Here is a 21,137-nt window from a genome sequence, read left to right on the forward strand (position 1 = left end):
CCACTCTCCTAATTCAAGGGGATACGCACGCAAAGGCTGGTGCCTTCACCCGGTTCGCTGTCGAGCTCCAGGATACCGCCAAGCATCAGGATTCGCTCACGCATGCCAACCAGACCGAAGGATGCAACCCGATCGGCGTGCATATCAAAACCGCAACCGTCATCGATGACCGTCATGCACAGGGTCTGTTCGCTGAGCGCCAGACCTATCTGCACAGTATGCGCCTGGGCGTGGCGCATGACATTGGTCAATGCCTCCTGCAGCACGCGGAACAGGCCGACGGCCTTGGCATCGCTCAATGGCGGCAGGTTGTCCGGTACATCGATCAGGCACGGAATCTGGGTACGTGCCTCGAAACGCCGGGCCTGCCATTCGATGGCCGAACCGATGCCGGCGTCCAGGATGGGCGGGCGCAAGGCCGTGGCCACGTCGCGCACCAGTTGAAACAGCTGCGCGATCAGGCGCTTCATGCTGTTGAGGCGTTCGTTGAGGCCCGGGTCGAGGTCGGCATAGGCCAGCTCGCACATCGAGGTTTCCAGCTTGAGCACGGTCAACATCTGCCCCAGCTCATCATGAACCTCGCGGGCGATGCGGGCCTTTTCTTCCTCGCGCACGCTTTCCAGGTGCGCCGACAGTTCCCGCAGTTGCTCCTGGGAGCTGGCAAGTGCCAATTCGATGCGCTTGCTCTCGGTAATATCCCAGACGATGCCGTCCCACACCACCCGACCATCGCCCAGGCCGCGGGTAATCGCCTTGATTTCCGCCCAGCGCTCCTGTCCCTGCCGGGTCAGGATCCGCCCCTGCCACGACCAGTCGCGATCGGTGTCGAGCGCCTGATCCTGCGTGCGGTGATAACTGGCCCGATCCTCCGGGTGCACCAGGTTGCGCAGGCCCATATCCGGATGGCGCAGGGTCGCCGGCGAATAGCCGACCAGACTCTCGCTGCCTTCACTGATATAGGCAAACTCCAACGGGCCACCGGCCTGGGCCCGCTCCAGGCGAAACACCAGGCCAGGCACGTTGGCGGCGATACCCTGCAGTCGGGCCTCGCTTTCCTGCAGCGCGGCCAGAGCCCGGCGGCGCTCGGTGACATCGGTCAGGAACACGACCAGATACTCGGCATCGCGGAAACGCAGAAAACTGAGGGAAACATCGGTCGGCAGGATGCTGCCGTCGGCACGCACACATTGAGTTTCGAAACTCTGTGGCGCCTCATCGCTGGAACGCGCGCGCTTCCACAAGTTGAGCCAGCGATCCATGTGCAGATTGGGTTCGAAGTCGATCAGCGGCCTGTCGACTACGGCCCCCGGTGCATAACCGAGCATCGTTTCGGCAGCCCGGTTGGCATAACGTACATGGCTGTCCCAGTTGACCCAGAGAATACCGACCGTGCTGTGATCAATGGAAAACTGGGTGAGACGCAGCGCCTCCTCGCGGGCCAGGCGCGCGGCCAGGTCTTCGCGCGCCGCGAGCAACGAGCGCTCCAGTACCCGCTGCTGTCGACGCTGCCAGATCACCACTGCCATGCACGCCAGCGACAGCACCGTGAGCAACAGGCAGAGGTTTTGCCAGAACCCTGGTGAGTCGGCCAGTCGCGGGTATTTGGGCTGTAGCCAGCGCCCGTGCAACTGCTCCAGGTCCTTGGCCGGGATCACATGCAGGGCCTTCTCCAGGATCTGCGCCAGTTCCGGCCAATCGGCTCGCGAAGCCACCCGCAACAGCTGTGGAAAACCGATATCGCCCACGACCACCAGGTTGGCGAACTCCGCCTCGCTGGCTAACCGGCTGAACTGCGCCTCGTCCACGACCGCATAACTGGCCTGTTCGCTCAGCAGCAACTGCAAGGCTTCACGCTCCAGCGGGACACCTTGCACATTGAGGCTCGGGTAAGTGCTGCGCAGGTAATCCGCCACGGCACTGGGCATGCGTACCACCACCCGCTCTTCGCTGCTGAGCTTTTCCAGGTCGATCGTCACTGCCCCGCTTCGCTCACCGACGACCAGTTGTGGAATCCGCATATAAGGATCCGAGAATAACCACATCCGCAGCCCGGAAGGTGTTTGGGTCAAGCCGGGAGCGAGATCGATCTCGCCCGCCCGCAGGGCGCGCTCAAGGGCTGCCTGGTCAGGAAAGCTGCGCCAGGACAGGTCCAGCTGCAACAGGCGGGCCAGCCAATTCACCAGTTCCACGTTGACCCCCGACAGCTGCTGCAGGCGTCGATCGAACTGAGCAAAAGGCGCCTGCAACACCAGCCCCACCCGCAAGCTGCGGTGCTGGTCGAGCCACTGACGCTGGCTGGCGTCGAGCTGCACCGTCGGCACGGAGGACACTGGCGCTGCCAGTGCGATCAAGGGAAGACACAGACAGCCGATAACCATCAGGCAGCGCAATCGCATCATGCACAATCTCATCGATGAAGAAACCGCCATTGCAGGCAATGGCTGTCCCTGACAAATACTATTAGGCTGCCGGTAAATTTCTGGCCTGGATTATCCGATGTTTCGAATCTACCGCACGACGCTTTCAGCGTTCTGCCTGACGTTGATACTACCTTGCTACCAGTCAGCGGTGGCCGAAGACACCGCACAAAAAACCACCGGTGAGCCCGCTGCCGCAGTGCGTCAGCCATTGCTCGAGCGCAGCCAGGAAGATGCCCTGGCCCTGGAACGGCAACTGCCACTGCAAGAACAGCAAACCCTGAGCGCTGGAAGCGACAGCTTTCTAGCCCTGTGGAAACCGGCCAACAGCAGCGACCCGGAAGGGGCCGTGGTGATCGTTCCCGGTGCAGGTGAAACAGCGGATTGGCCGCAAGCCGTCAGCCCACTGCGGCGCAAACTGCCGGATGCGCGATGGCACAGCCTGAGCTTGACCCTCCCGGATCTGCTCGCTGATACACCGCTGCCGCGAGCTACCGAGCCAGTACCCACAGCGACGCCTCCCGCGACGGCATCGAGCAGCCAGGCGACGCCGCTTGATGCCAATGCCAGCGTTGAACAAGCCACCGCTCGCGAAAATGAAAACGCCGACAAGACCCTTTCGGCCGAGCAGGAGCAAAACAGAGTCGACGCCGAGCGAATCTTCGCTCGAATCGAAGCAGGCATTACCTACGCCCAGCAGCAAAAAGCACGGACCATCGTGCTGCTTGGGCACGGTAGTGGAGCCTATTGGGCTGCGCGCTACCTGAGCGAACGCCAACCCCATCTGGTGCAGAAATTCGTGATGGTTGCAGCGCAGTCACCCGTCAATGCCAACCCGGGCCTGGACGCACTGGCCCCCGGTTTGAAGCTGCCGACAGCGGACTTTTACTACAGCGATCGCCCTCAGGCGCGCAAGGCCGCAGAGCAGCGCCTGCAAGCCAGCAAACGCCTGAAAGACAGCGGCTACAGCCAGGTTTCCCTCAAGGCACTGCCCGGCAACGGTGCTGCCGAGCAGGAACAATTGTTTCGCCGGGTCCGGGGCTGGCTCAGCCCTGAAGCCAAGCCGTCATCTTTCTAAAAGTTCCTGCGCTGGCGAATGACCGCATAGGCCTGATGCAACTCCCGGGTACGCTCGGTTGCGTCGCGAACCTGGGAAGGGCTTGCGCCGCTGCCGACCAGCTTGTCCGGATGATGACGACTGATCAGGCGTCGATAGGCCCGCTTGATCTGCGCAGGTTCTGTATCGGCCGCCACCCCGAGAAGCTCCAGGGCCTCCTGATAAGCGCCACCGCTACCGGTCAGAGGTTTTCGCCTGGGGTCATAGTCGGTCGCCAGCGCCTTCACTTTTGCCGGCGTCCAACCCAGCCACTTCCCCCACAGCAAAATCAGTTCCCGCTCCTGGAAAGTGGCCTTGCCGTCGGCCCAGATCATCCGCCAGCACGCCCGCAACAAGCCCTCGGCCGCATGGGGTTGGCGTTTCAAGTGCCGCAAATAGCCCTTCAGGTGATCACCACCTGTCTTGCCACGGTTGAACGCTGCAATCGCCCGCTGTCGCGCGTGGTCACTCAGGTCCAGTCGGTGCATTTCCTGCTTCGCCTGCAGGATATGCCCATCGACTACCCTGCCATCGCTCTTGGCCAGACGCCCGAGCATCACGAACAGCAGTTCGTCGTCGCGCAAGGCAGGTTTGCCGCCAAGGCGCGCTCGCACATGAGCCCAGCTGTGCAACTGCAGTCGCCGGTCCATGGCGTGCCCCATCAGAGCGCCAAGCAAGGCTCCTGGAATGCTTGCAATCGCAAAGCCTGCGCCGGCACCGATCAGGGTACTAGGCCAAAGCATTTCAATGGCGTCCGGCGAGCAGTTGCTCGACTTCGGCCAGGCGCTCGTGGGTTCCGACATCCACCCAATGACCGGCAAAATGCTCTCCGCTGACTTGCCCCTTACCCATGGCCTGACGCAAAAGTGGCGCCAGCTTGAAGGCGCCGGCCTGGCACTTTGCGAACAGCCTTGGATGTAGCACGGCGATTCCGCTATAGGTCATAGACGGTACTGCTGGCCGGGCATCTTGAACCTGACCGTCGACCAGCGAAAAATCGCCGACGGCATGGTGCTGCGGATTGTTCACCAGCACCAGATGGGCCAGACCGGCGAGAGGTTTACGCAAGGCGCCCAGATCGTAATCGGTCCAGATGTCGCCGTTGACCAGTACAAAGGGCTCCTCGCCCAGCAGCGGCAACGCCTTGAAGATACCGCCACCGGTTTCCAGCGGCTCGCCTTCGGCGGAATAGCGGATCTGCAGCCCGTAACGAGAACCGTCGCCCAGGTAATCTTCGATCTGCTGGCCGAGCCAGGCGTGATTGATCACGATTTCCTTGAAACCTGCTGCGTGCAAGGCTCGCAGGTGGTACTCGATCAAGGGTACACCCCCGACACGGACCAACGGCTTGGGTGTGTGCAGGGTCAAGGGGCGCATCCGTTCGCCTTTGCCTGCCGCCAGGATCATCGCTTTCATGCCGATGCTCCGGCCGGTACTTGCAATGAAGTGATCAATTCGCCCAATTCCGCCAGTTCCGGCCGGCGAGCGACAACAGTTTCTATATACGTAAAGAACCGCGGCACATCGGTGAGGTAGCGGGGCTTGCCGTCACGGTGACAAATACGTGCAAATATCCCGATGACCTTGAGGTGGCGTTGCACGCCCATCAAGTCGCTGGCCTGCAAGAATGCATCGAATTGCTCATGCACCGCGATATTCAATGCCCGTGCCCGCTCCCAATAAGCCTTCAGCCAGCCCTGCACACGCTCCTGAGGCCAGCTCAGGAAAGCATCCTTGAACAGGCAGGTAATGTCATAGGTGATCGGACCGTAGACCGCATCCTGAAAGTCCAGCACGCCGGGGTTGGGTTCGCCGATCATCAGGTTGCGTGGCATATAGTCGCGATGCACCAGCACTTTCGGCTGAGCCAACGCGCTATCGATCAGCAATGCGCTGACCTTGTCCCAGGCTGATTGCTGCTGCTCATTGAACTCGATGCCCAGGTGACGACGCACATACCACTCGGGAAACAATTCCAGCTCGCGCCGCAGCAGTGCCACATCATAGCTGGGCAGCGACGCCTCCATCGGCAATTGCTGAAAAGCCAGCAAGGCTGCAATGGCATCCTCGAACAACGCGTCGGCATTCTCGGCGTCGATCACATCCAGATAAGTTTTATTACCCAGATCATTGAGCAGCAGGAAACCGCGCTCAAGGTCTTCGGCATATATAATAGGTACATTTATCCCCGAAGTTGCGAGTAAACGGGCGATATCCACGAAAGGCTTACAGTTTTCCTGCGGGGGTGGCGCGTCCATGACGATAAAACTACGGCCCTGGCCTTCCCAGCGAAAGTACCGGCGAAAGCTGGCATCGCTGCTGGCGGCGGTCAATGTAGCCGCCGGAACGGCCCCCCATCCATTGGCCTGGAAGAGTTTTGCCAACTGTTCGTCGAGCCAGACTTCAAGTTGTTGCAGACGTACATCGTGTTCAGGCATTACAAGGTCTCCGACGGCGCTAGCCGCCAAGCGGGTCATGCTTTATTATCCAGCATCTTTTTCAGACCATCGAGAGGCGTGCGGCTCCCCCGCGGGCAGATGGCACGCAGGAAGCCCGGACTAATAAGATGGCATTGAATTCCCCCGCGTTTCGCAAAAAATTTCCGTTGCTGGTTACCGGCGGTTTGCTGGCGATGCAACCATGGGCTACCCAATACGTGGTTGCCGCAGAACAATTCGACTGCCAAGTCTCCGCTGCCGGAGGCTGGGACTGCAACCCCAAAACCAATGCGGCCGAACTGCCACCACGCCCCGTGCATGAAACGCCGGCGGCAAGCACCAGCGGTGAAAGCGCCGCCGAGGCTCCTGCCGGCGAAGAAAAGGCAGCCGGTACCGTACTGGTAACCGAGAGCAAAGGCCGTGGCCTGACAACGCGCAGCGCCGACTATAGCCACCTCGACTGGGTCCCGCGGGCAAATCTTACCCCTGCCCAGCTTGCCGAGACCGGCCCCTATTGCTCCGGCGCCTATGTCGAGCCAATTCGCCCAGGCATGGACGACAAGACGCCGAAGAACGAAGCGCCTACATTTCTCGGTGCCAAGGCTTCGCGCTATCAGGCAGAAGAACAGATCGCGACCCTGGCCGGTGACGTCGTCATGCGCCAGGGCAGCATGCAGATCGAGGCCGACGAGGCCAGCCTGTATCAGGCCGAGAACCGTGGCGAACTCAACGGCAACGTCAAGCTGCGCGATAATGGCGCCCTGGTGGTCGGGGACCATGCTCAGGTCCAGCTCGACACCGGCGAAGCCCAGGTCGACAACGCCGAATACGTGATGCACAAGTCCAATGTCCGCGGCAGCGCCCTGTATGCCAAGCGTGCCGAAAACGCGATCATTCGCCTCAAGGACGGGACCTACACCACTTGTGAGCCAAACAGTAACGCCTGGCAGATCAAGGGCAACAATATCACCCTGAACCCGGCGACCGGCTTCGGTACGGCAACCAACGCAACGCTGCGGGTCAAGGATGTGCCGGTGTTCTACACCCCGTACATCTACTTCCCGATCGACGACCGTCGCCAGTCCGGCTTCCTGCCACCCAGCTTCGGCAACAGCGGCGACTCCGGCACGTTTTTTGTCACGCCTTACTACTTCAACCTGGCACCGAATTACGACGCCACGTTGTACCCGCGCTACATGACCAAGCGCGGCCTGTTGATGGAAGGCGAATTCCGCTACCTGACCGAATCCAGCGAAGGGCAGTTCGGCGGCGCCTACCTGGACGACAAGGACGACCAACGCAAGCTGATGTCCGATTACGAGAAGCAGCGCTGGATGATCAACTGGCAACACAAGGGCGGCCTGGATTCGCGCTTGTTCAGCGAAGTCGATTACACCGATATCAGTGACCCTTACTACTTCCAGGATCTGGCAACCGACCAGATTGGCGTGAAAACCCCGACTACTTACGTCAACCAGCAAGGTGCGCTTACCTATCGTGGCGATACCTATAACGCACGCCTGAACCTGCAGGCATACAAGCTGGCATCGATTTCCTACATCACGCCGTATGACCGCCTGCCGCAACTCACGTTCAATGGTTTCTTGCCCTACGATCCGGGCGGCTTGAAATTCAACTATGAAACCGAGTTCGTGCGCTTCGATCGAGACCTGCGTACCGGTGACTTCGTAGACGAAGATGGCACCGCGACGCCCTGGTACGACACCAATGTCACCGGCCTTGCCCGTGCCAACGGCGATCGCATGAACCTGGCGCCGGTCATGAGCCTGCCGATGGAAGCCACATACGGCTTCGTGAAGCCTTCGATCAAGTACGTCTATACCCGCTATGACCTGAGCCTGGATTCGACCGGCAAACAGCAAATCCTTGCAGGCCAGCAAGCGGCTGCCGCCAACGGAACAGACTTCATCCTCGGCGACTTCGACAGCTCGCAGGATCGTGCAGTACCTATTTTCAGTATTGATAGTGGCCTGTATTTCGACCGCAACACTAATTGGTTCGGCAAAGATTATCGCCAGACTCTGGAACCGCGCTTGTACTACCTGTATGTACCGGAGAAAAACCAGGAAAACATTCCGATCTTCGATACCAGCGAGTACACATTCAGCTATGCCTCGCTGTTCCGCGATAACCGCTTCAGTGGTTCGGACCGTATCGGCGACGAGAACAAGCTGTCGCTGGGCGTGACCAACCGTTGGATCGAAGACAACGGCTTCGAGCGTCAGCGCTTCGCCATCGGCCAGGCCCTGTACTTCAAGGACCGCGAGGTTCAGTTGCCGGGCATTGACCCGAAAACGCTCGATAGCGCACAGTCCAATGTCTCGCCGTATGCACTTGAATACGAATATCGCTATAACCGCGACTGGCGCTTCACCTCCGACTTCAACTGGGATCCGGACAGCCGCAGCACCCGCTCGGGTAGCGCAATGTTCCACTACCAGCCTGAAGACGACGTGAACAAGATCGTCAACTTCGGCTACCGCTATCGTAACGACATGGTCATCTACGACCAGGCTACCGGTAAATGGCAAGTGGGCGGCGGCGACTATGGCACGCCTGGCCAGCCTGGCTTCGTCAAGGATTACTACAAGATCAACCAGCACGATTTCTCGGTCATGTGGCCGATCGTGCCGCAATGGACCGCCATCACCCGCTGGCAGTTCGACTACAACCGCAATCGCACCCTGGAAGCCCTCGGTGGTTTCGAATATGACAACTGCTGCTGGAAACTGCGTCTGATCAACCGTTACTGGATCGATTACGACGAATTCACTCAGCCTACGCCGCAGAACGAAAAAGGCGACCACGGGATCTTCCTGCAAATCGTGCTGAAAGGCCTCGGTGGCGTGGTAGGCAATAAGGTCGAGAGCTTCCTGGACCAAGGCATTCAAGGTTATCGTCAACGTGAAGATCAAGCTTACTGATTGTCTGCGCCCGCTGTTGCTGGGCGCAGTGTTACTGGGTACCGTGGCTCAGGCCCAGGTGCAGTCCCTTGACAAGGTCGTGGCCATTGTCGACAACGACGTGGTGATGCAGAGCCAACTGGATCAGCGGATCCATGAAGTTCAACAAACCATTGCCAAGCGTGGCGCACAGGTGCCGCCCGCCAGCGCGCTGCAACAGCAGGTCCTGGACCGTCTGATCGTCGAAAACCTGCAGTTGCAGATCGGCGAGCGCTCCGGCATCCGCATTACCGACGAAGAACTGAACCAGGCCATCGGCACCATTGCCCAGCGCAATAACATGAGCGTCGAGCAGTTCCGCGCCGCCCTTGCCCACGACGGTCTGTCCTACAACGACGCCCGCGAGCAAGTGCGTCGCGAGATGATCATCAGCCGCGTGCGTCAGCGCCGGGTGGCTGAGCGCATCCAGGTCACGGAACAGGAAGTGAAGAACTTCCTCGCCTCCGACCTGGGTAAAATGCAGCTGTCCGAAGAGCTCCACCTGGCCAGCATCCTGATCCCGACACCGGAAAGTGCCAATTCGGATGCAATCCAGAGTGCCGGTCGTCAGGCCCAGGATATCTACCAGCAACTCAAGCAAGGCGCTGATTTTTCCCAGATGGCAATCGCCAAGTCCGCCAGCGAAACGGCACTGGAAGGCGGTGACATGGGCTGGCGCAAAGCGGCGCAACTGCCACCACCCTTCGATCGCCAGCTCAGCTCGATGGCGGTCGGTGATATCACCCCTCCGGCGCGCACTCCGGGTGGGTTCATCATCGTCAAATTGCTCGGAAAACGCGGCGGCGGCACCCAGATCCGTGACGAAGTCCATGTTCGCCACATCCTGATCAAGCCCAGCGAAATTCGCAGCGAAGCAGAAACCGAGCGCCTGGCACAGAAACTCTACGACCGTATCGAAGCGGGCGAAGACTTCTCCGAACTGGCAAAAAGCTTCTCCGAAGACCCGGGTTCCGCCCTTAACGGTGGCGACCTGAACTGGGTCGACCCGAACGGACTGGTCCCCGAGTTCCGCGAAGTGATGGCTAAAACCCCGCAGGGCCAACTGTCCAGGCCATTCAAGACCCAATACGGCTGGCACGTTCTGGAAGTCCTTGGCCGCCGCGCCACCGACAGCACCAGCCAGGCCCGCGAACAACAGGCCATGACCGTCCTGCGTAACCGCAAGTACGACGAAGAGCTGCAAACCTGGCTGCGTCAGATCCGTGACGAAGCCTACGTTGAAATCAAGCTCCCTGGCGTCGACCAGGCGGCCCAGTGAAGCTCAAGCGTTTTGCCCTGACACCCGGCGAGCCGGCCGGCATAGGTCCAGACCTGTGCCTGCTGCTGGCCTCGCAACCCCAGCCGCACCCCCTGATCGCCATCACCAGCCGTGACCTGCTCGTCGAGCGCGCCACGCAGCTGGGCGTGGCTGTCAAACTGCTTTCCGTGACGCCAGATGCCTTGCCGACAGTAGCGGCCGAAGCCGGCAGCCTGTATGTCTGGGACACGCCCCTGGGGGCACCGGTGACTGCCGGGCAACTGGACAAAGCCAATGCCGCGTTCGTCCTGGAAACCCTGACGCGTGCAGGCCAGGGCTGTCTGGACGGCCACTTCGACGCAATGATCACTGCACCTGTTCACAAAGGGGTGATCAACGAAAGCGGCATCGCGTTCTCCGGACACACCGAATTTCTTGCCGACCTGACGCATACCGAGCAAGTCGTGATGATGCTTGCCACCCGTGGCTTGCGTGTGGCCCTGGTCACCACGCATCTGCCCTTGCGCGAGGTCGCCGATGCAATCACTGTCGAGCGCCTGGAGCGGGTCACCCGCATCCTCCACGCCGACCTCAAGCAAAAATTCGGCATTGCCCAACCGCGGATCCTGGTTTGCGGGCTCAATCCGCATGCCGGGGAAGGTGGCCATCTGGGCCATGAAGAAATCGACATCATCGAACCTACATTAGAGCGCCTGCGCAGCGAAGGCATGGATCTTCGTGGCCCGCTGCCTGCCGACACTCTGTTTACCCCCAAATATCTGGAGCACTGCGACGCAGTGCTGGCGATGTACCATGACCAGGGTCTGCCCGTACTGAAGTACAAAGGCTTCGGCGCCGCCGTCAACGTGACACTCGGTCTTCCGATCATCCGCACCTCGGTCGACCATGGCACAGCCCTGGATCTGGCCGGCAGTGGCAAGATCGACACCGGCAGCCTGCAGGTCGCCCTGGAAACCGCCTACCAGATGGCCGAGACCCGACTATGAGCGAGCATTACCAACACCGGGCGCGCAAGCGCTTCGGTCAGAACTTCCTGCATGACGCTGGCGTGATCGACCGCATCCTGCGGGCCATCCACGCTCGTCAGGGCGAGCGCATGCTGGAAATCGGCCCGGGCCAGGGCGCCCTCACCGAAGGCCTGCTCAGCAGCGGTGCACAACTGGACGTGGTCGAACTGGACAAGGACCTGGTGCCGATTCTCAACCGGCAATTCGCTGGCAACGAGAATTTCCGCCTGCACCAGGGCGACGCCCTCAAATTCGACTTCAACAGCCTCGGCGCAGCCCCCAACAGCCTGCGAGTGGTCGGCAATCTACCCTACAACATCTCCACCCCGCTGATTTTCCACCTCCTGCACAATGCCGCACTGATCCGCGACATGCATTTCATGCTGCAGAAGGAAGTCGTTGAACGCCTGGCCGCAGGCCCTGGTGGCGGTGACTGGGGTCGATTGTCGATCATGGTTCAGTACCATTGCCGGGTAGAACACCTGTTCAATGTCGGACCCGGTGCATTCAACCCGCCTCCGAAAGTCGATTCGGCCATCGTGCGCCTGGTCCCTCACGACGTCCTGCCTCACCCGGCCAAGGACCACCGCCTGCTTGAGCGCGTCGTGCGCGAAGCCTTCAATCAGCGTCGTAAAACATTGCGCAACACGCTCAAGGCCCTGCTCAGCAGCGATGCCATTGCCGCCGCCGGCGTCGATGGCAGCTTGCGTCCGGAACAGTTGGACCTGGCTGCATTCGTGCGCCTGGCCGACAAGCTCGCGGAACAAAACGACGCAGGTTAATCCCCGCTCACCCGCAAGGCCGGCGAACGCTGGCCTCACGGGCACCAGATGGCCTAGACTGAACCAACCGGCAACCACCGGTTTTATTCGCGTCCGCTTTTAAGGCCTCTTGCATGTCCGATCCTCGATATAAGATCGACGTCAGCGTCGTCACCCGTTTTCTCGCAGATCAGTCGCAACCCGAGCAAAACCGCTACGCCTTCGCCTATACCATCACCGTGCAGAACAATGGCCTGCTCCCTGCGAAATTGCTGTCGCGGCATTGGGTGATCACCGACGGCGACGGCCACGTCGAAGAGGTTCGCGGCGAGGGCGTGGTCGGGCAGCAGCCATTGATCCAGGTCGGCAAGAGCCACACCTATAGCAGCGGCACAGTGATGACTACCAAGGTGGGCAACATGCAGGGCAGCTACAAGATGATTGCGGAAGACGGCAAAGTTTTCGACGCAGTCATCGCCCCGTTTCGCCTGGCCGTTCCCGGGGCCCTGCACTGATGGCAGTGTATGCAGTCGGCGACCTGCAGGGCTGCCTGCAACCGCTCATATGCCTCCTCGAGCGTGTCGCCTTCGACCCGGCAAAAGACCAGTTGTGGCTGGTTGGCGACCTGGTAAATCGCGGCCCGGAATCCCTGGCGACTCTGCGTTTTCTGTACGCAATGCGCCATTCGCTGGTATGCGTGCTGGGCAACCATGACCTGCATCTGCTGGCGGCAGGGCATAACATCGAGCGCTTGAAAAAAGCCGACACCCTGCGCGAGATCATCGAAGCGCCCGACGCCAAAGAACTGCTGGACTGGCTACGCCAGCAGAAATTGCTGCATTTCGATGAGCAGCGTGAAGTCGCCCTGGTCCATGCCGGCATTCCGCCGCAATGGAGCATGAGCAAGGCGTTGCGCTATGCCGCCGAAGTCGAAGAGGTTTTGCGCGACGACAATCGGTTCAAGCCCTACCTCGATGGCATGTATGGCAATGAGCCTAACAAGTGGGACAGAAATCTCAGGGGCATCGATCGCCTGCGCCTGATCACCAACTATTTCACCCGCATGCGTTTCTGTACTAAAGAAGGCAAGCTCGACCTCAAGAGCAAGGAAGGGGCCGATAGCGCGCCGGCCGGTTATCTGCCCTGGTATGCGCACAAGTCACGCCGGACTCGCCTCCTGAAAATCATCTTCGGCCATTGGGCAGCGCTGGAAGGCCGAGTCGACGAGCCCGGTATTATCGCCCTGGACACCGGCTGCGTGTGGGGTGGTGCCTTGACCCTGCTCAACGTCGACACCGGCGAACGCCATCGCTGCGAATGCGATGACAACGCCAAGCCTCGCCATCTGGCGCCGCCCGACGCCACGGCCACCACAAAGCGCTAGAATGCACGATCAGTCATGAAGGATCCTTACCCATGAGCGAATTCAAACGCATCCCTCCAGAGCAGGCACAGGCCCTGCGTGAGCAGGGTGCGGTCGTAGTCGACATCCGCGACCCGCAGACCTATGCCCTGAACCACATCAGCGGCTCTAAGCACCTGGACAACCATTCCCTGCACGACTTCATCACCAAGGCCGACCTCGACGCCCCGCTGGTAGTGGTCTGCTATCATGGCAATTCCAGCCAGAGCGCCGCTGCGTATCTGGTCAGCCAGGGCTTCTCGGATGTCTACAGCCTCGATGGCGGCTTCGAGCTCTGGCGCGCGACCTATCCGGCGGAAACAGCCGCAAGTTCGCCCGAATAATTTTTTTCAAGACCTGTAACCCGCGTGATACACGGCCTAGAGCCCTGGCTGACGAACGGTCAGCCAGAACTTATTGCGCATTGCGCCTTGACCTCTCCGATTCCGAACTATCCTTAAGCCCAGGCCATCCAAAAAGGGGAGAGCCGGTACACCGGCGTGCGGGTCATCGGTAGCGACTTTACAGGTGTTCTGGGGGGTATACAGCATCCGGTTTTCCGGTTGCATGCCAGCATCAACTGACTGATCCGACGTCGGCTCCACGTATCGAGCGAGGTGACGTCATGAGTATTTTTAGCCACTTCCAACAACGTTTCGAATCAACACGCCAGGAAGAACTCTCGCTTCAGGAGTACCTTGAGCTCTGCAAAAAGGATCGCAGTGCTTACGCCTCCTCCGCCGAACGCCTTCTGTTGGCCATTGGGGAACCCGAACTGCTCGACACCTCGAGCAATTCCCGACTGTCGCGGATTTTCTCGAACAAAGTAATCCGTCGCTATCCGGCCTTCGAAGACTTCCATGGCATGGAGGAATGCATCGATCAGATCGTCTCCTACTTCCGCCATGCAGCCCAGGGTCTTGAAGAGAAGAAACAAATCCTCTATCTGCTGGGTCCGGTGGGTGGCGGTAAGTCGTCCCTGGCTGAAAAACTCAAGCAACTGATCGAGAAGGTGCCCTTCTACGCCATCAAGGGTTCGCCGGTCTTCGAATCACCGCTGGGGCTATTCAACGCCACGGAAGATGGCGCCATCCTGGAGGAAGACTTCGGCATTCCGCGCCGCTACCTCAATACCATCATGTCACCCTGGGCCACCAAGCGCCTGGCCGAGTTCGGCGGCGACATCAGCCAGTTCCGCGTGGTCAAGCTCTACCCTTCGATCCTCAACCAGATCGCCGTAGCCAAGACCGAACCGGGCGACGAAAACAACCAGGATATTTCCGCGCTGGTCGGCAAGGTCGATATCCGCAAGCTCGAAGAGTTTCCACAGAACGACGCCGACGCCTACAGCTACTCGGGCGCCCTCTGCCGGGCCAACCAGGGCCTGATGGAATTCGTGGAAATGTTCAAGGCACCGATCAAGGTGCTGCACCCATTGCTGACCGCGACCCAGGAAGGCAACTACAACAGTACCGAAGGCCTCGGCGCCATTCCCTTCACCGGGATCCTGCTGGCCCACTCCAACGAATCGGAATGGCACAGCTTCCGCAACAACAAGAACAACGAGGCTTTCATCGACCGGATCTATATCGTCAAGGTCCCTTACTGCCTGCGCGTCACCGATGAAGTCAAAATCTACGACAAGCTGCTGTTCAACAGCTCTCTGGCCAAGGCGCATTGCGCACCTGACACCCTGAAGATGCTCGCCCAGTTCACCGTGCTGTCACGCCTCAAGGAGCCGGAAAACTCGAACATCTACTCGAAGATGCGTGTTTATGATGGCGAAAACCTCAAGGACACCGATCCGAAGGCCAAATCGATCCAGGAATACCGCGATTCGGCAGGGGTCGACGAGGGCATGAACGGCCTCTCCACCCGGTTCGCCTTCAAGATCCTGTCGAAAGTCTTCAACTTCGACCCGCATGAAATCGCAGCCAACCCGGTACACCTGCTGTACGTGCTGGAGCAACAGATCGAGCAGGAACAGTTCCAGGCTGAAGTGCGCGAACGCTACCTGCGCTACCTGAAAGAGTACCTGGCACCGCGCTACATCGAGTTCATCGGCAAGGAAATCCAGACTGCCTACCTGGAGTCCTACAGCGAATACGGGCAAAACATCTTCGACCGCTACGTGCTGTATGCGGACTTCTGGATTCAGGATCAGGAATATCGCGACCCTGAAACCGGCGAGATCCTCAATCGGGTGGCACTTAACGAAGAACTGGAAAAAATCGAAAAACCGGCAGGCATCAGCAATCCGAAGGATTTCCGCAACGAAATCGTCAACTTCGTCTTGCGTGCCCGGGCCAACAATAACGGCAAGAATCCGACCTGGCTCAGCTACGAGAAACTGCGCGTAGTGATCGAGAAGAAAATGTTCTCCAATACCGAGGATCTGCTGCCTGTTATCAGCTTCAACGCCAAGGCCAGTAAAGAAGACCAGCAAAAACACAACGACTTCGTCACACGGATGGTGGAACGCGGTTACACAGACAAGCAAGTCCGGCTGCTCTCGGAATGGTACCTGCGGGTTAGAAAATCTCAATAATCCGCAACCGGGCGCACCGGTTGTCGTTAGCCCAGAGCCTGTGTCCGTTTTTTCTGATACACAGGCTCTAGGAAGGTGTTGTAGAAACCGGCGGCGAGCTGACAATGCAAACCTGATTCAGGGCATCTTTCCTGGATGCCCCGTAACCGACCTTGCTCAGCCGCTCGACCTGTTTCAAGACAGCTTCTAAGGAGCAGTCATGAGCTATGTGATCGACCGACGTCTCAATGGCAAGAACAAGAGCACGGTGAACCGCCAACGGTTCCTGCGGCGTTACCGTGACCACATCAAAAAAGCTGTTGAAGAAGCAGTAAGCCGCCGTTCCATTACGGATATGGAGCACGGTGAGCAGATCAGCATCCCTGGTCGCGATATCGATGAACCTGTGCTGCACCATGGTCGCGGTGGCAAACAAACCGTGGTCCACCCCGGGAACAAGGAGTTCACCGCCGGGGAACACATTGCGCGACCACCGGGAGGCGGTGGCGGCAGGGGCCCCGGCAAGGCTGGCAACTCCGGCGAAGGCATGGACGAATTCGTCTTCCAGATTACCCAGGAAGAATTTCTCGAGTTCATGTTCGAGGACCTGGAGCTGCCCAACCTGGTCAAGCGCCACCTGAGCGGCAGTGATACTTTCAAGACCGTCCGTGCCGGTATCAGCAACGAAGGCAACCCCGCCCGGATCAATATCATCCGCACCCTGCGCTCGGCCCACGCGCGACGTATCGCCCTGTCCGGCAGCAGCCGCGGCAAGCTGCGCCTGGCCATGGCGGAACTGGACCGTTTGAAACGCGAAGAACCGGATAACTTCGGCGATATTCAGGAAATCGAGGCAGAAATCGAGCGTCTGCGGGCGCGAATCTATCGGGTGCCTTGGCTCGATACCTTCGACCTGAAATACAACTTGCTGGTGAAACAGCCCAACCCCAGCTCCAAGGCCGTGATGTTTTGCCTGATGGACGTGTCGGGCTCCATGACCCAAGCCACCAAGGACATCGCCAAGCGCTTTTTCATCTTGCTGTACCTGTTCCTCAAGCGTAATTACGACAAGATCGAGGTGGTATTCATCCGCCACCACACCAGCGCCCGGGAAGTCGACGAGGAAGAGTTCTTCTATTCGCGCGAGACCGGCGGCACCATCGTTTCCAGCGCATTGAAGCTGATGCAGGAAATCATGGCCGAACGCTACCCGACCAACGAATGGAATATCTACGCCGCACAGGCCTCCGACGGAGATAACTGGAACGACGACTCCCCCATTTGCCGCGAGATCCTGAGCAAGCAAATCATGCCGTTCGTGCAGTACTACACTTACGTGGAGATTACGCCCCGCGAACATCAGGCCCTGTGGTTCGAGTACGAGCGCATCGGTGAAGCCTTTGCCGACACGTTTGCCCAGCAGCAGCTGGTATCGGCCGGCGATATCTACCCGGTCTTCCGTGAACTCTTTCAGCGCAGGTTAGTGACATGACCGCTAGAGAGCAGAAACGCATCCCCATTTCGACGGGTTCAGAATGGACCTTTGAACTTATCCAGGCCTACGACCGGGAAATCAGTCGTATTGCCGAACGCTATGCGCTGGATACCTACCCCAACCAGATCGAGGTCATTACCGCCGAACAGATGATGGACGCCTATGCCTCGGTCGGCATGCCCCTGGGGTACCACCACTGGTCCTACGGCAAACACTTTCTCAGCACAGAGAAGTCCTACAGCCGCGGCCAAATGGGGTTGGCCTACGAGATCGTGATCAACTCCGACCCTTGCATCGCCTACCTGATGGAAGAAAACACCATGTGCATGCAGGCACTGGTGGTTGCCCATGCCTGCTATGGCCACAACAGCTTTTTCAAAGGCAACTACCTGTTCCGCACCTGGACCGATGCCAGTTCGATCATCGATTACCTGGTATTTGCCAAGCAGTACATCATGCAATGCGAGGAACGACACGGCATCGATGCAGTGGAGGATCTGCTCGACTCCTGCCATGCCCTGATGAACTACGGCGTCGATCGCTACAAACGGCCCTACCCTATTTCCGCTGAGGAAGAACGGCGGCGTCAGAAAGACCGCGAAGAACATCTGCAGAAACAGATCAATGACCTGTGGCGAACCATACCCAAGAGCGCGGACAAGAACAGCGAACGCGATAATGCGCGCTTCCCCGCCGAACCGCAGGAAAATATCCTCTATTTCATCGAAAAACACGCGCCGCTGCTCGAACCCTGGCAACGGGAAGTGGTGCGGATCGTGCGCAAGATCGCACAATATTTTTACCCGCAACGCCAGACTCAGGTGATGAACGAAGGCTGGGCAACATTCTGGCACTACACCTTGATGAACGATCTGTACGACGAAGGCCTGGTCACCGACGGCTTCATGATGGAGTTTCTCCAGTCTCACACCAGCGTCGTCTTCCAGCCAGGTTTCGACAGTCCTTATTACAACGGCATCAACCCCTACACGCTGGGCTTCTCGATGTACCGCGACATCCGCCGCATCTGCGAAGCCCCCACTGAGGAGGACCGTCGCTGGTTCCCGGACATCGCGGGCAGCGACTGGCTGTCGACCATCAAGTTCGCCATGAGCAGCTTCAAGGACGAGAGTTTCATCCTGCAGTACCTGTCACCCAAGGTCATCCGCGATCTGAAGCTGTTCAGCATCCTCGACGACGATCAGCGCGAAGACCTGCTGGTGCCGGCCATCCATGACGAAGAAGGTTATCGGATCATTCGCGAAATCCTCGCCTCGCAATACAACCTGGGCAATCGCGAACCCAACGTGCAGATCTGGAGCATTGACCGACGCGGCGACCGTTCGCTGACCCTGCGACACCAGCAACATGACCGCAAACCCCTGGGCGAATCGACAGAAGAGGTACTCAAACATCTGCACCGGCTGTGGGGCTTCGACATTCATCTGGAAACCCTGCAGGGCGACCAGGTGATGAAAACCCATCACGTGCCGCCCAGAAGCGAACATGGCGATGGCGACTACGGTCGCCTGGACCTGGCAGTGGTTCACCTGTAACCCACGGCGCACCTCCCTTGACCCTGCACAACAGGTATCCTGTCGGGTCAACGGAGGTTTTTTATGCAGATTTATAAAGTCGGCGGCGCTGTGCGCGATCGACTCCTGGGCAGGCCGGTCACCGATATCGATTGGGTCGTGGTCGGCGCCACCGCCGAACAGATGCAATCGCTGGGCTATCGGCCCGTAGGTGCCGACTTCCCTGTGTTTCTCCACCCCAAAAGTGGTGAGGAATACGCGCTGGCGCGCACCGAGCGCAAAAGCGGCCGAGGCTACGGCGGCTTTGTCTTTCACGCCAGCCCAGACGTCACCCTCGAACAGGACCTGATTCGACGGGACCTGACCATCAACGCCATGGCCGAAGATGAACAGGGACGACTGACCGACCCTTACCATGGACAGGATGACCTTTGCGCGCGAATCTTGCGCCACGTTTCACCCGCATTCGCCGAAGATCCCCTGCGAGTCCTGCGCGTTGCCCGCTTTGCGGCACGTTACGCCGGATTGGGTTTTACCGTCGCCACCGAAACCCTGGACTTGATGCGTCAACTCAGCGAATCGGGTGAGTTGCAGGCCCTGACGCCGGAACGCAGCTGGAAGGAAATCGCCCGCGCCCTGATGGAGGATCAACCCCAGGTATTTGTGCAGGTCCTGCGCGACTGCGGCGCGCTCAAGGAATTGCTTCCGGAAGTCGATGCACTGTTTGACGTACCGCAGCCAGACGCCGGCACGCACACCCTCAGCGTGCTCGAGCAGGCAGCCAGGCATCAACAACCACTCAGCGTGCGCTGGGCCTGCCTGCTGCACGGTCTTGGCAAGGGACAAACCCCGCCACAACAGCTGATCAAGACAGTGAACGAGCGCTTCAAGGTGCCTCGGGACTGCCAGGAACTGGCGCTATTGGTCGGCCAATACCTTACCCACGCCCAGCGGGCGCTGGAGCTCGAGGCTTCGACCTTGCTCGAATTGCTGCAGAGTTTTGATGTGTATCGCCGCCCGCAACGCTTTGAGGAGTTCATTGCTGCCTGCGAGATGGATGCGCGTGCACGCCAGGGCCAGGAAGAGTGCAGTTATCCACAAGGCGACTACTTGCGTGGCGCGGCAGAGACTGCGCGTGCGGTGGCTGTGCAGCCGCTAATCGAACAGGGGATCAAGGGCAAGGAGTTGGGTGAAGCACTCAAGGCCGAGCGGCTCAAGGCGTTGCAGACCTACAAGGGGAGTTGATCCGAGATCCTGCGAGTGCTTTGCGCTCGACCGGGAACCGGTCGCAAAATGCTCCGATCAAACGATATCGCGCGTCAACTGCCGCCCATTCCACTCGAACGGAACCGGCGCCAGCACCTGATCGATACTGGATTCAGCCCACAACGCCTGGAAACTTTTGCCCGCCACAGGATGCACAAGATCCGGCGCGATCAATGACAATGGCCACAGAACGAACGCATTCTTGAGAATCTCGGCACGCGGCAGAATCAGACCATCGAAGTTGCCAACCAGATCGCCATACAGCAACACGTCGATATCCAGCGGCAAGCCCTTGCGGTCTGGCGCATAGCGGCCGTTGTCGGCCTCGATGAACTTCAAGCGGCGGTCCAGCTCCATCAACGGCAGGTCGGTCCAGGCCGACACCACCATGTTGAAGAACGGACCACTCTTGATGCCCACCGGCTGGCTTTCGAACACTGCAGAGCAGCGCACGTCCTGAAGAAATCCGGCCAAGGCGTCGAGCCCGGCGCACAAATGGGCTTCGCGCTCGATATTGCTACCAAGCCCAAGATAAACGGGGGTCAGAGACATCCGCGCTCGATCTCCACACCCACCCCTTTGGCAGCGGGGACAGCACCGGGTTTGGTCAAGCGCAGGTGCAACCAGGGAATCTGGAACTCGCTCATCAGGACTTCGGCCAGACGCTCGGCGAACGTCTCGACCAACTGAAACTGAGCGTGCTCGGCAAAGCCCTGGATTCGCGTGCACACACTGGCGTAATCGAGGGCCAGGGTCAGGTCGTCGCCTGCAGCGGCCGGACGGTTGTCCCAGGCCAGGCTCAGGTCCAGGCGCAAGCACTGACGAATGCCGCGCTCCCAGTCATAAGCACCGATAACGGTGTCGACTTCCAGACCTTCGATAAACACTCTGTCCAAGCACTTCTCTCCGCTGCACGACAAGGGCGCAATGCGCCGTTAGAATCAGGGGCGT

The 21,137-nt window shown here is 59.4% G+C and carries 18 protein-coding genes; 12 read left to right on the top strand and 6 right to left on the bottom strand.

Annotated features, from left to right (window positions below):
• Positions 1-8 precede the first annotated feature (8 nt).
• Complete coding sequence (locus F2S13_RS25125; protein WP_166365984.1) at positions 9-2,399, bottom strand: PAS domain-containing sensor histidine kinase; 2,391 nt, start codon at positions 2,397-2,399, stop codon at positions 9-11.
• A 97-nt stretch (positions 2,400-2,496) separates the two neighbouring features.
• Here F2S13_RS25125 and F2S13_RS25130 point away from each other — a divergent pair, with 97 nt between their 5' ends.
• Complete coding sequence (locus tag F2S13_RS25130) at positions 2,497-3,495, top strand: alpha/beta hydrolase family protein (RefSeq protein ID WP_166365986.1); 999 nt, start codon at positions 2,497-2,499, stop codon at positions 3,493-3,495.
• Here the strand turns inward: F2S13_RS25130 and F2S13_RS25135 are convergent.
• From F2S13_RS25135 to F2S13_RS25145, 3 genes are read right to left on the bottom strand one after another with little or no spacing between them, the layout of a single operon-like run.
• Positions 3,492-4,256 carry a DnaJ domain-containing protein gene (locus F2S13_RS25135; protein WP_166365988.1) on the bottom strand — a complete coding sequence of 255 codons (765 nt, stop codon included), beginning with the start codon at positions 4,254-4,256 and terminating at the stop codon, positions 3,492-3,494. The genes F2S13_RS25130 and F2S13_RS25135 overlap by 4 nt on opposite strands.
• Before the next feature lies 1 nt (position 4,257).
• On the bottom strand, positions 4,258-4,929 hold the full coding sequence (murU, locus tag F2S13_RS25140; protein WP_166365990.1) for an N-acetylmuramate alpha-1-phosphate uridylyltransferase MurU: 672 nt from the start codon (positions 4,927-4,929) through the stop codon (positions 4,258-4,260).
• Positions 4,926-5,951, bottom strand: a complete 1,026-nt coding sequence (locus tag F2S13_RS25145) for an aminoglycoside phosphotransferase family protein (RefSeq protein WP_166365992.1) — start codon at positions 5,949-5,951, stop codon at positions 4,926-4,928. The genes murU and F2S13_RS25145 overlap by 4 nt, the downstream gene beginning before the upstream one ends.
• A 128-nt stretch (positions 5,952-6,079) precedes the next feature.
• Between F2S13_RS25145 and F2S13_RS25150 the strand changes: the two genes are divergently transcribed.
• The 11 genes from F2S13_RS25150 (at position 6,080) to F2S13_RS25200 (ending at position 20,165) form a co-directional block, all read left to right on the top strand.
• Positions 6,080-8,896, top strand: a complete 2,817-nt coding sequence (locus F2S13_RS25150; protein ID WP_166365994.1) for an LPS-assembly protein LptD — start codon at positions 6,080-6,082, stop codon at positions 8,894-8,896.
• Positions 8,877-10,193, top strand: coding sequence for a peptidylprolyl isomerase SurA (gene surA / locus F2S13_RS25155; protein ID WP_166365996.1), 1,317 nt, complete (start codon positions 8,877-8,879; stop codon positions 10,191-10,193). Before F2S13_RS25150 ends, surA begins: the two co-directional genes overlap by 20 nt.
• Positions 10,190-11,179 (top strand): 4-hydroxythreonine-4-phosphate dehydrogenase PdxA, encoded by a 990-nt coding sequence (pdxA, locus tag F2S13_RS25160; protein ID WP_166365998.1) that lies wholly within the window; start codon positions 10,190-10,192, stop codon positions 11,177-11,179. The genes surA and pdxA overlap by 4 nt, the downstream gene beginning before the upstream one ends.
• Positions 11,176-11,982 (top strand): 16S rRNA (adenine(1518)-N(6)/adenine(1519)-N(6))-dimethyltransferase RsmA, encoded by an 807-nt coding sequence (gene rsmA / locus F2S13_RS25165; RefSeq protein ID WP_166366000.1) that lies wholly within the window; start codon positions 11,176-11,178, stop codon positions 11,980-11,982. Before pdxA ends, rsmA begins: the two co-directional genes overlap by 4 nt.
• A gap of 113 nt (positions 11,983-12,095) precedes the next feature.
• Positions 12,096-12,476, top strand: coding sequence for a Co2+/Mg2+ efflux protein ApaG (apaG, locus tag F2S13_RS25170; RefSeq protein WP_166366002.1), 381 nt, complete (start codon positions 12,096-12,098; stop codon positions 12,474-12,476).
• Entirely contained in the window at positions 12,476-13,345 is an 870-nt protein-coding gene (locus tag F2S13_RS25175) for a symmetrical bis(5'-nucleosyl)-tetraphosphatase (RefSeq protein ID WP_166366004.1), read from the top strand. Before apaG ends, F2S13_RS25175 begins: the two co-directional genes overlap by 1 nt.
• 32 nt (positions 13,346-13,377) lie before the next feature.
• On the top strand, positions 13,378-13,707 hold the full coding sequence (glpE, locus tag F2S13_RS25180; RefSeq protein WP_166366006.1) for a thiosulfate sulfurtransferase GlpE: 330 nt from the start codon (positions 13,378-13,380) through the stop codon (positions 13,705-13,707).
• A 281-nt stretch (positions 13,708-13,988) separates the two neighbouring features.
• Complete coding sequence (locus tag F2S13_RS25185; protein WP_166366008.1) at positions 13,989-15,911, top strand: PrkA family serine protein kinase; 1,923 nt, start codon at positions 13,989-13,991, stop codon at positions 15,909-15,911.
• A 199-nt stretch (positions 15,912-16,110) separates the two neighbouring features.
• Positions 16,111-17,382, top strand: a complete 1,272-nt coding sequence (locus F2S13_RS25190; protein WP_166366010.1) for a YeaH/YhbH family protein — start codon at positions 16,111-16,113, stop codon at positions 17,380-17,382.
• The gene (locus tag F2S13_RS25195; RefSeq protein ID WP_166366012.1) at positions 17,379-18,941 is read left to right on the top strand and encodes a SpoVR family protein; all 1,563 of its coding nucleotides are present in this window, start codon (positions 17,379-17,381) and stop codon (positions 18,939-18,941) included. Before F2S13_RS25190 ends, F2S13_RS25195 begins: the two co-directional genes overlap by 4 nt.
• A 63-nt stretch (positions 18,942-19,004) precedes the next feature.
• Complete coding sequence (locus tag F2S13_RS25200) at positions 19,005-20,165, top strand: multifunctional CCA addition/repair protein (RefSeq protein ID WP_166366014.1); 1,161 nt, start codon at positions 19,005-19,007, stop codon at positions 20,163-20,165.
• Between the two features lie 57 nt (positions 20,166-20,222).
• On the opposite strand, the gene folK is transcribed toward F2S13_RS25200, so the two are convergent.
• A complete protein-coding gene (gene folK / locus F2S13_RS25205; RefSeq protein ID WP_166366016.1) occupies positions 20,223-20,738 on the bottom strand; it encodes a 2-amino-4-hydroxy-6-hydroxymethyldihydropteridine diphosphokinase in 516 nt (171 codons plus the stop codon).
• Positions 20,729-21,082, bottom strand: coding sequence for a dihydroneopterin aldolase (gene folB / locus F2S13_RS25210; protein ID WP_166366018.1), 354 nt, complete (start codon positions 21,080-21,082; stop codon positions 20,729-20,731). The genes folK and folB overlap by 10 nt, the downstream gene beginning before the upstream one ends.
• Positions 21,083-21,137: the final 55 nt, after the last annotated feature.

Origin of the sequence: Pseudomonas akapageensis, from assembly GCF_011355085.1 — a bacterium.
GTDB classification, from domain to species: Bacteria; Pseudomonadota; Gammaproteobacteria; order Pseudomonadales; family Pseudomonadaceae; genus Aquipseudomonas; species Aquipseudomonas akapageensis.

What these genes read in the sequence shown, in the direction of transcription:
- F2S13_RS25200 (WP_166366014.1), top strand. Translation starts at nt 19,005, where the DNA reads ATGCAGATTTATAAAGTCGGCGGCGCTGTGCGCGATCGACTCCTGGGC.
- F2S13_RS25145 (WP_166365992.1), bottom strand. Translation starts at nt 5,951, where the DNA reads ATGCCTGAACACGATGTACGTCTGCAACAACTTGAAGTCTGGCTCGAC.
- F2S13_RS25150 (WP_166365994.1), top strand. Translation starts at nt 6,080, where the DNA reads ATGGCATTGAATTCCCCCGCGTTTCGCAAAAAATTTCCGTTGCTGGTT.
- murU (WP_166365990.1), bottom strand. Translation starts at nt 4,929, where the DNA reads ATGAAAGCGATGATCCTGGCGGCAGGCAAAGGCGAACGGATGCGCCCC.
- F2S13_RS25185 (WP_166366008.1), top strand. Translation starts at nt 13,989, where the DNA reads ATGAGTATTTTTAGCCACTTCCAACAACGTTTCGAATCAACACGCCAG.
- F2S13_RS25195 (WP_166366012.1), top strand. Translation starts at nt 17,379, where the DNA reads ATGACCGCTAGAGAGCAGAAACGCATCCCCATTTCGACGGGTTCAGAA.
- apaG (WP_166366002.1), top strand. Translation starts at nt 12,096, where the DNA reads ATGTCCGATCCTCGATATAAGATCGACGTCAGCGTCGTCACCCGTTTT.
- F2S13_RS25125 (WP_166365984.1), bottom strand. Translation starts at nt 2,399, where the DNA reads ATGATGCGATTGCGCTGCCTGATGGTTATCGGCTGTCTGTGTCTTCCC.
- F2S13_RS25190 (WP_166366010.1), top strand. Translation starts at nt 16,111, where the DNA reads ATGAGCTATGTGATCGACCGACGTCTCAATGGCAAGAACAAGAGCACG.
- glpE (WP_166366006.1), top strand. Translation starts at nt 13,378, where the DNA reads ATGAGCGAATTCAAACGCATCCCTCCAGAGCAGGCACAGGCCCTGCGT.
- folK (WP_166366016.1), bottom strand. Translation starts at nt 20,738, where the DNA reads ATGTCTCTGACCCCCGTTTATCTTGGGCTTGGTAGCAATATCGAGCGC.
- F2S13_RS25130 (WP_166365986.1), top strand. Translation starts at nt 2,497, where the DNA reads ATGTTTCGAATCTACCGCACGACGCTTTCAGCGTTCTGCCTGACGTTG.
- F2S13_RS25175 (WP_166366004.1), top strand. Translation starts at nt 12,476, where the DNA reads ATGGCAGTGTATGCAGTCGGCGACCTGCAGGGCTGCCTGCAACCGCTC.
- rsmA (WP_166366000.1), top strand. Translation starts at nt 11,176, where the DNA reads ATGAGCGAGCATTACCAACACCGGGCGCGCAAGCGCTTCGGTCAGAAC.
- F2S13_RS25135 (WP_166365988.1), bottom strand. Translation starts at nt 4,256, where the DNA reads ATGCTTTGGCCTAGTACCCTGATCGGTGCCGGCGCAGGCTTTGCGATT.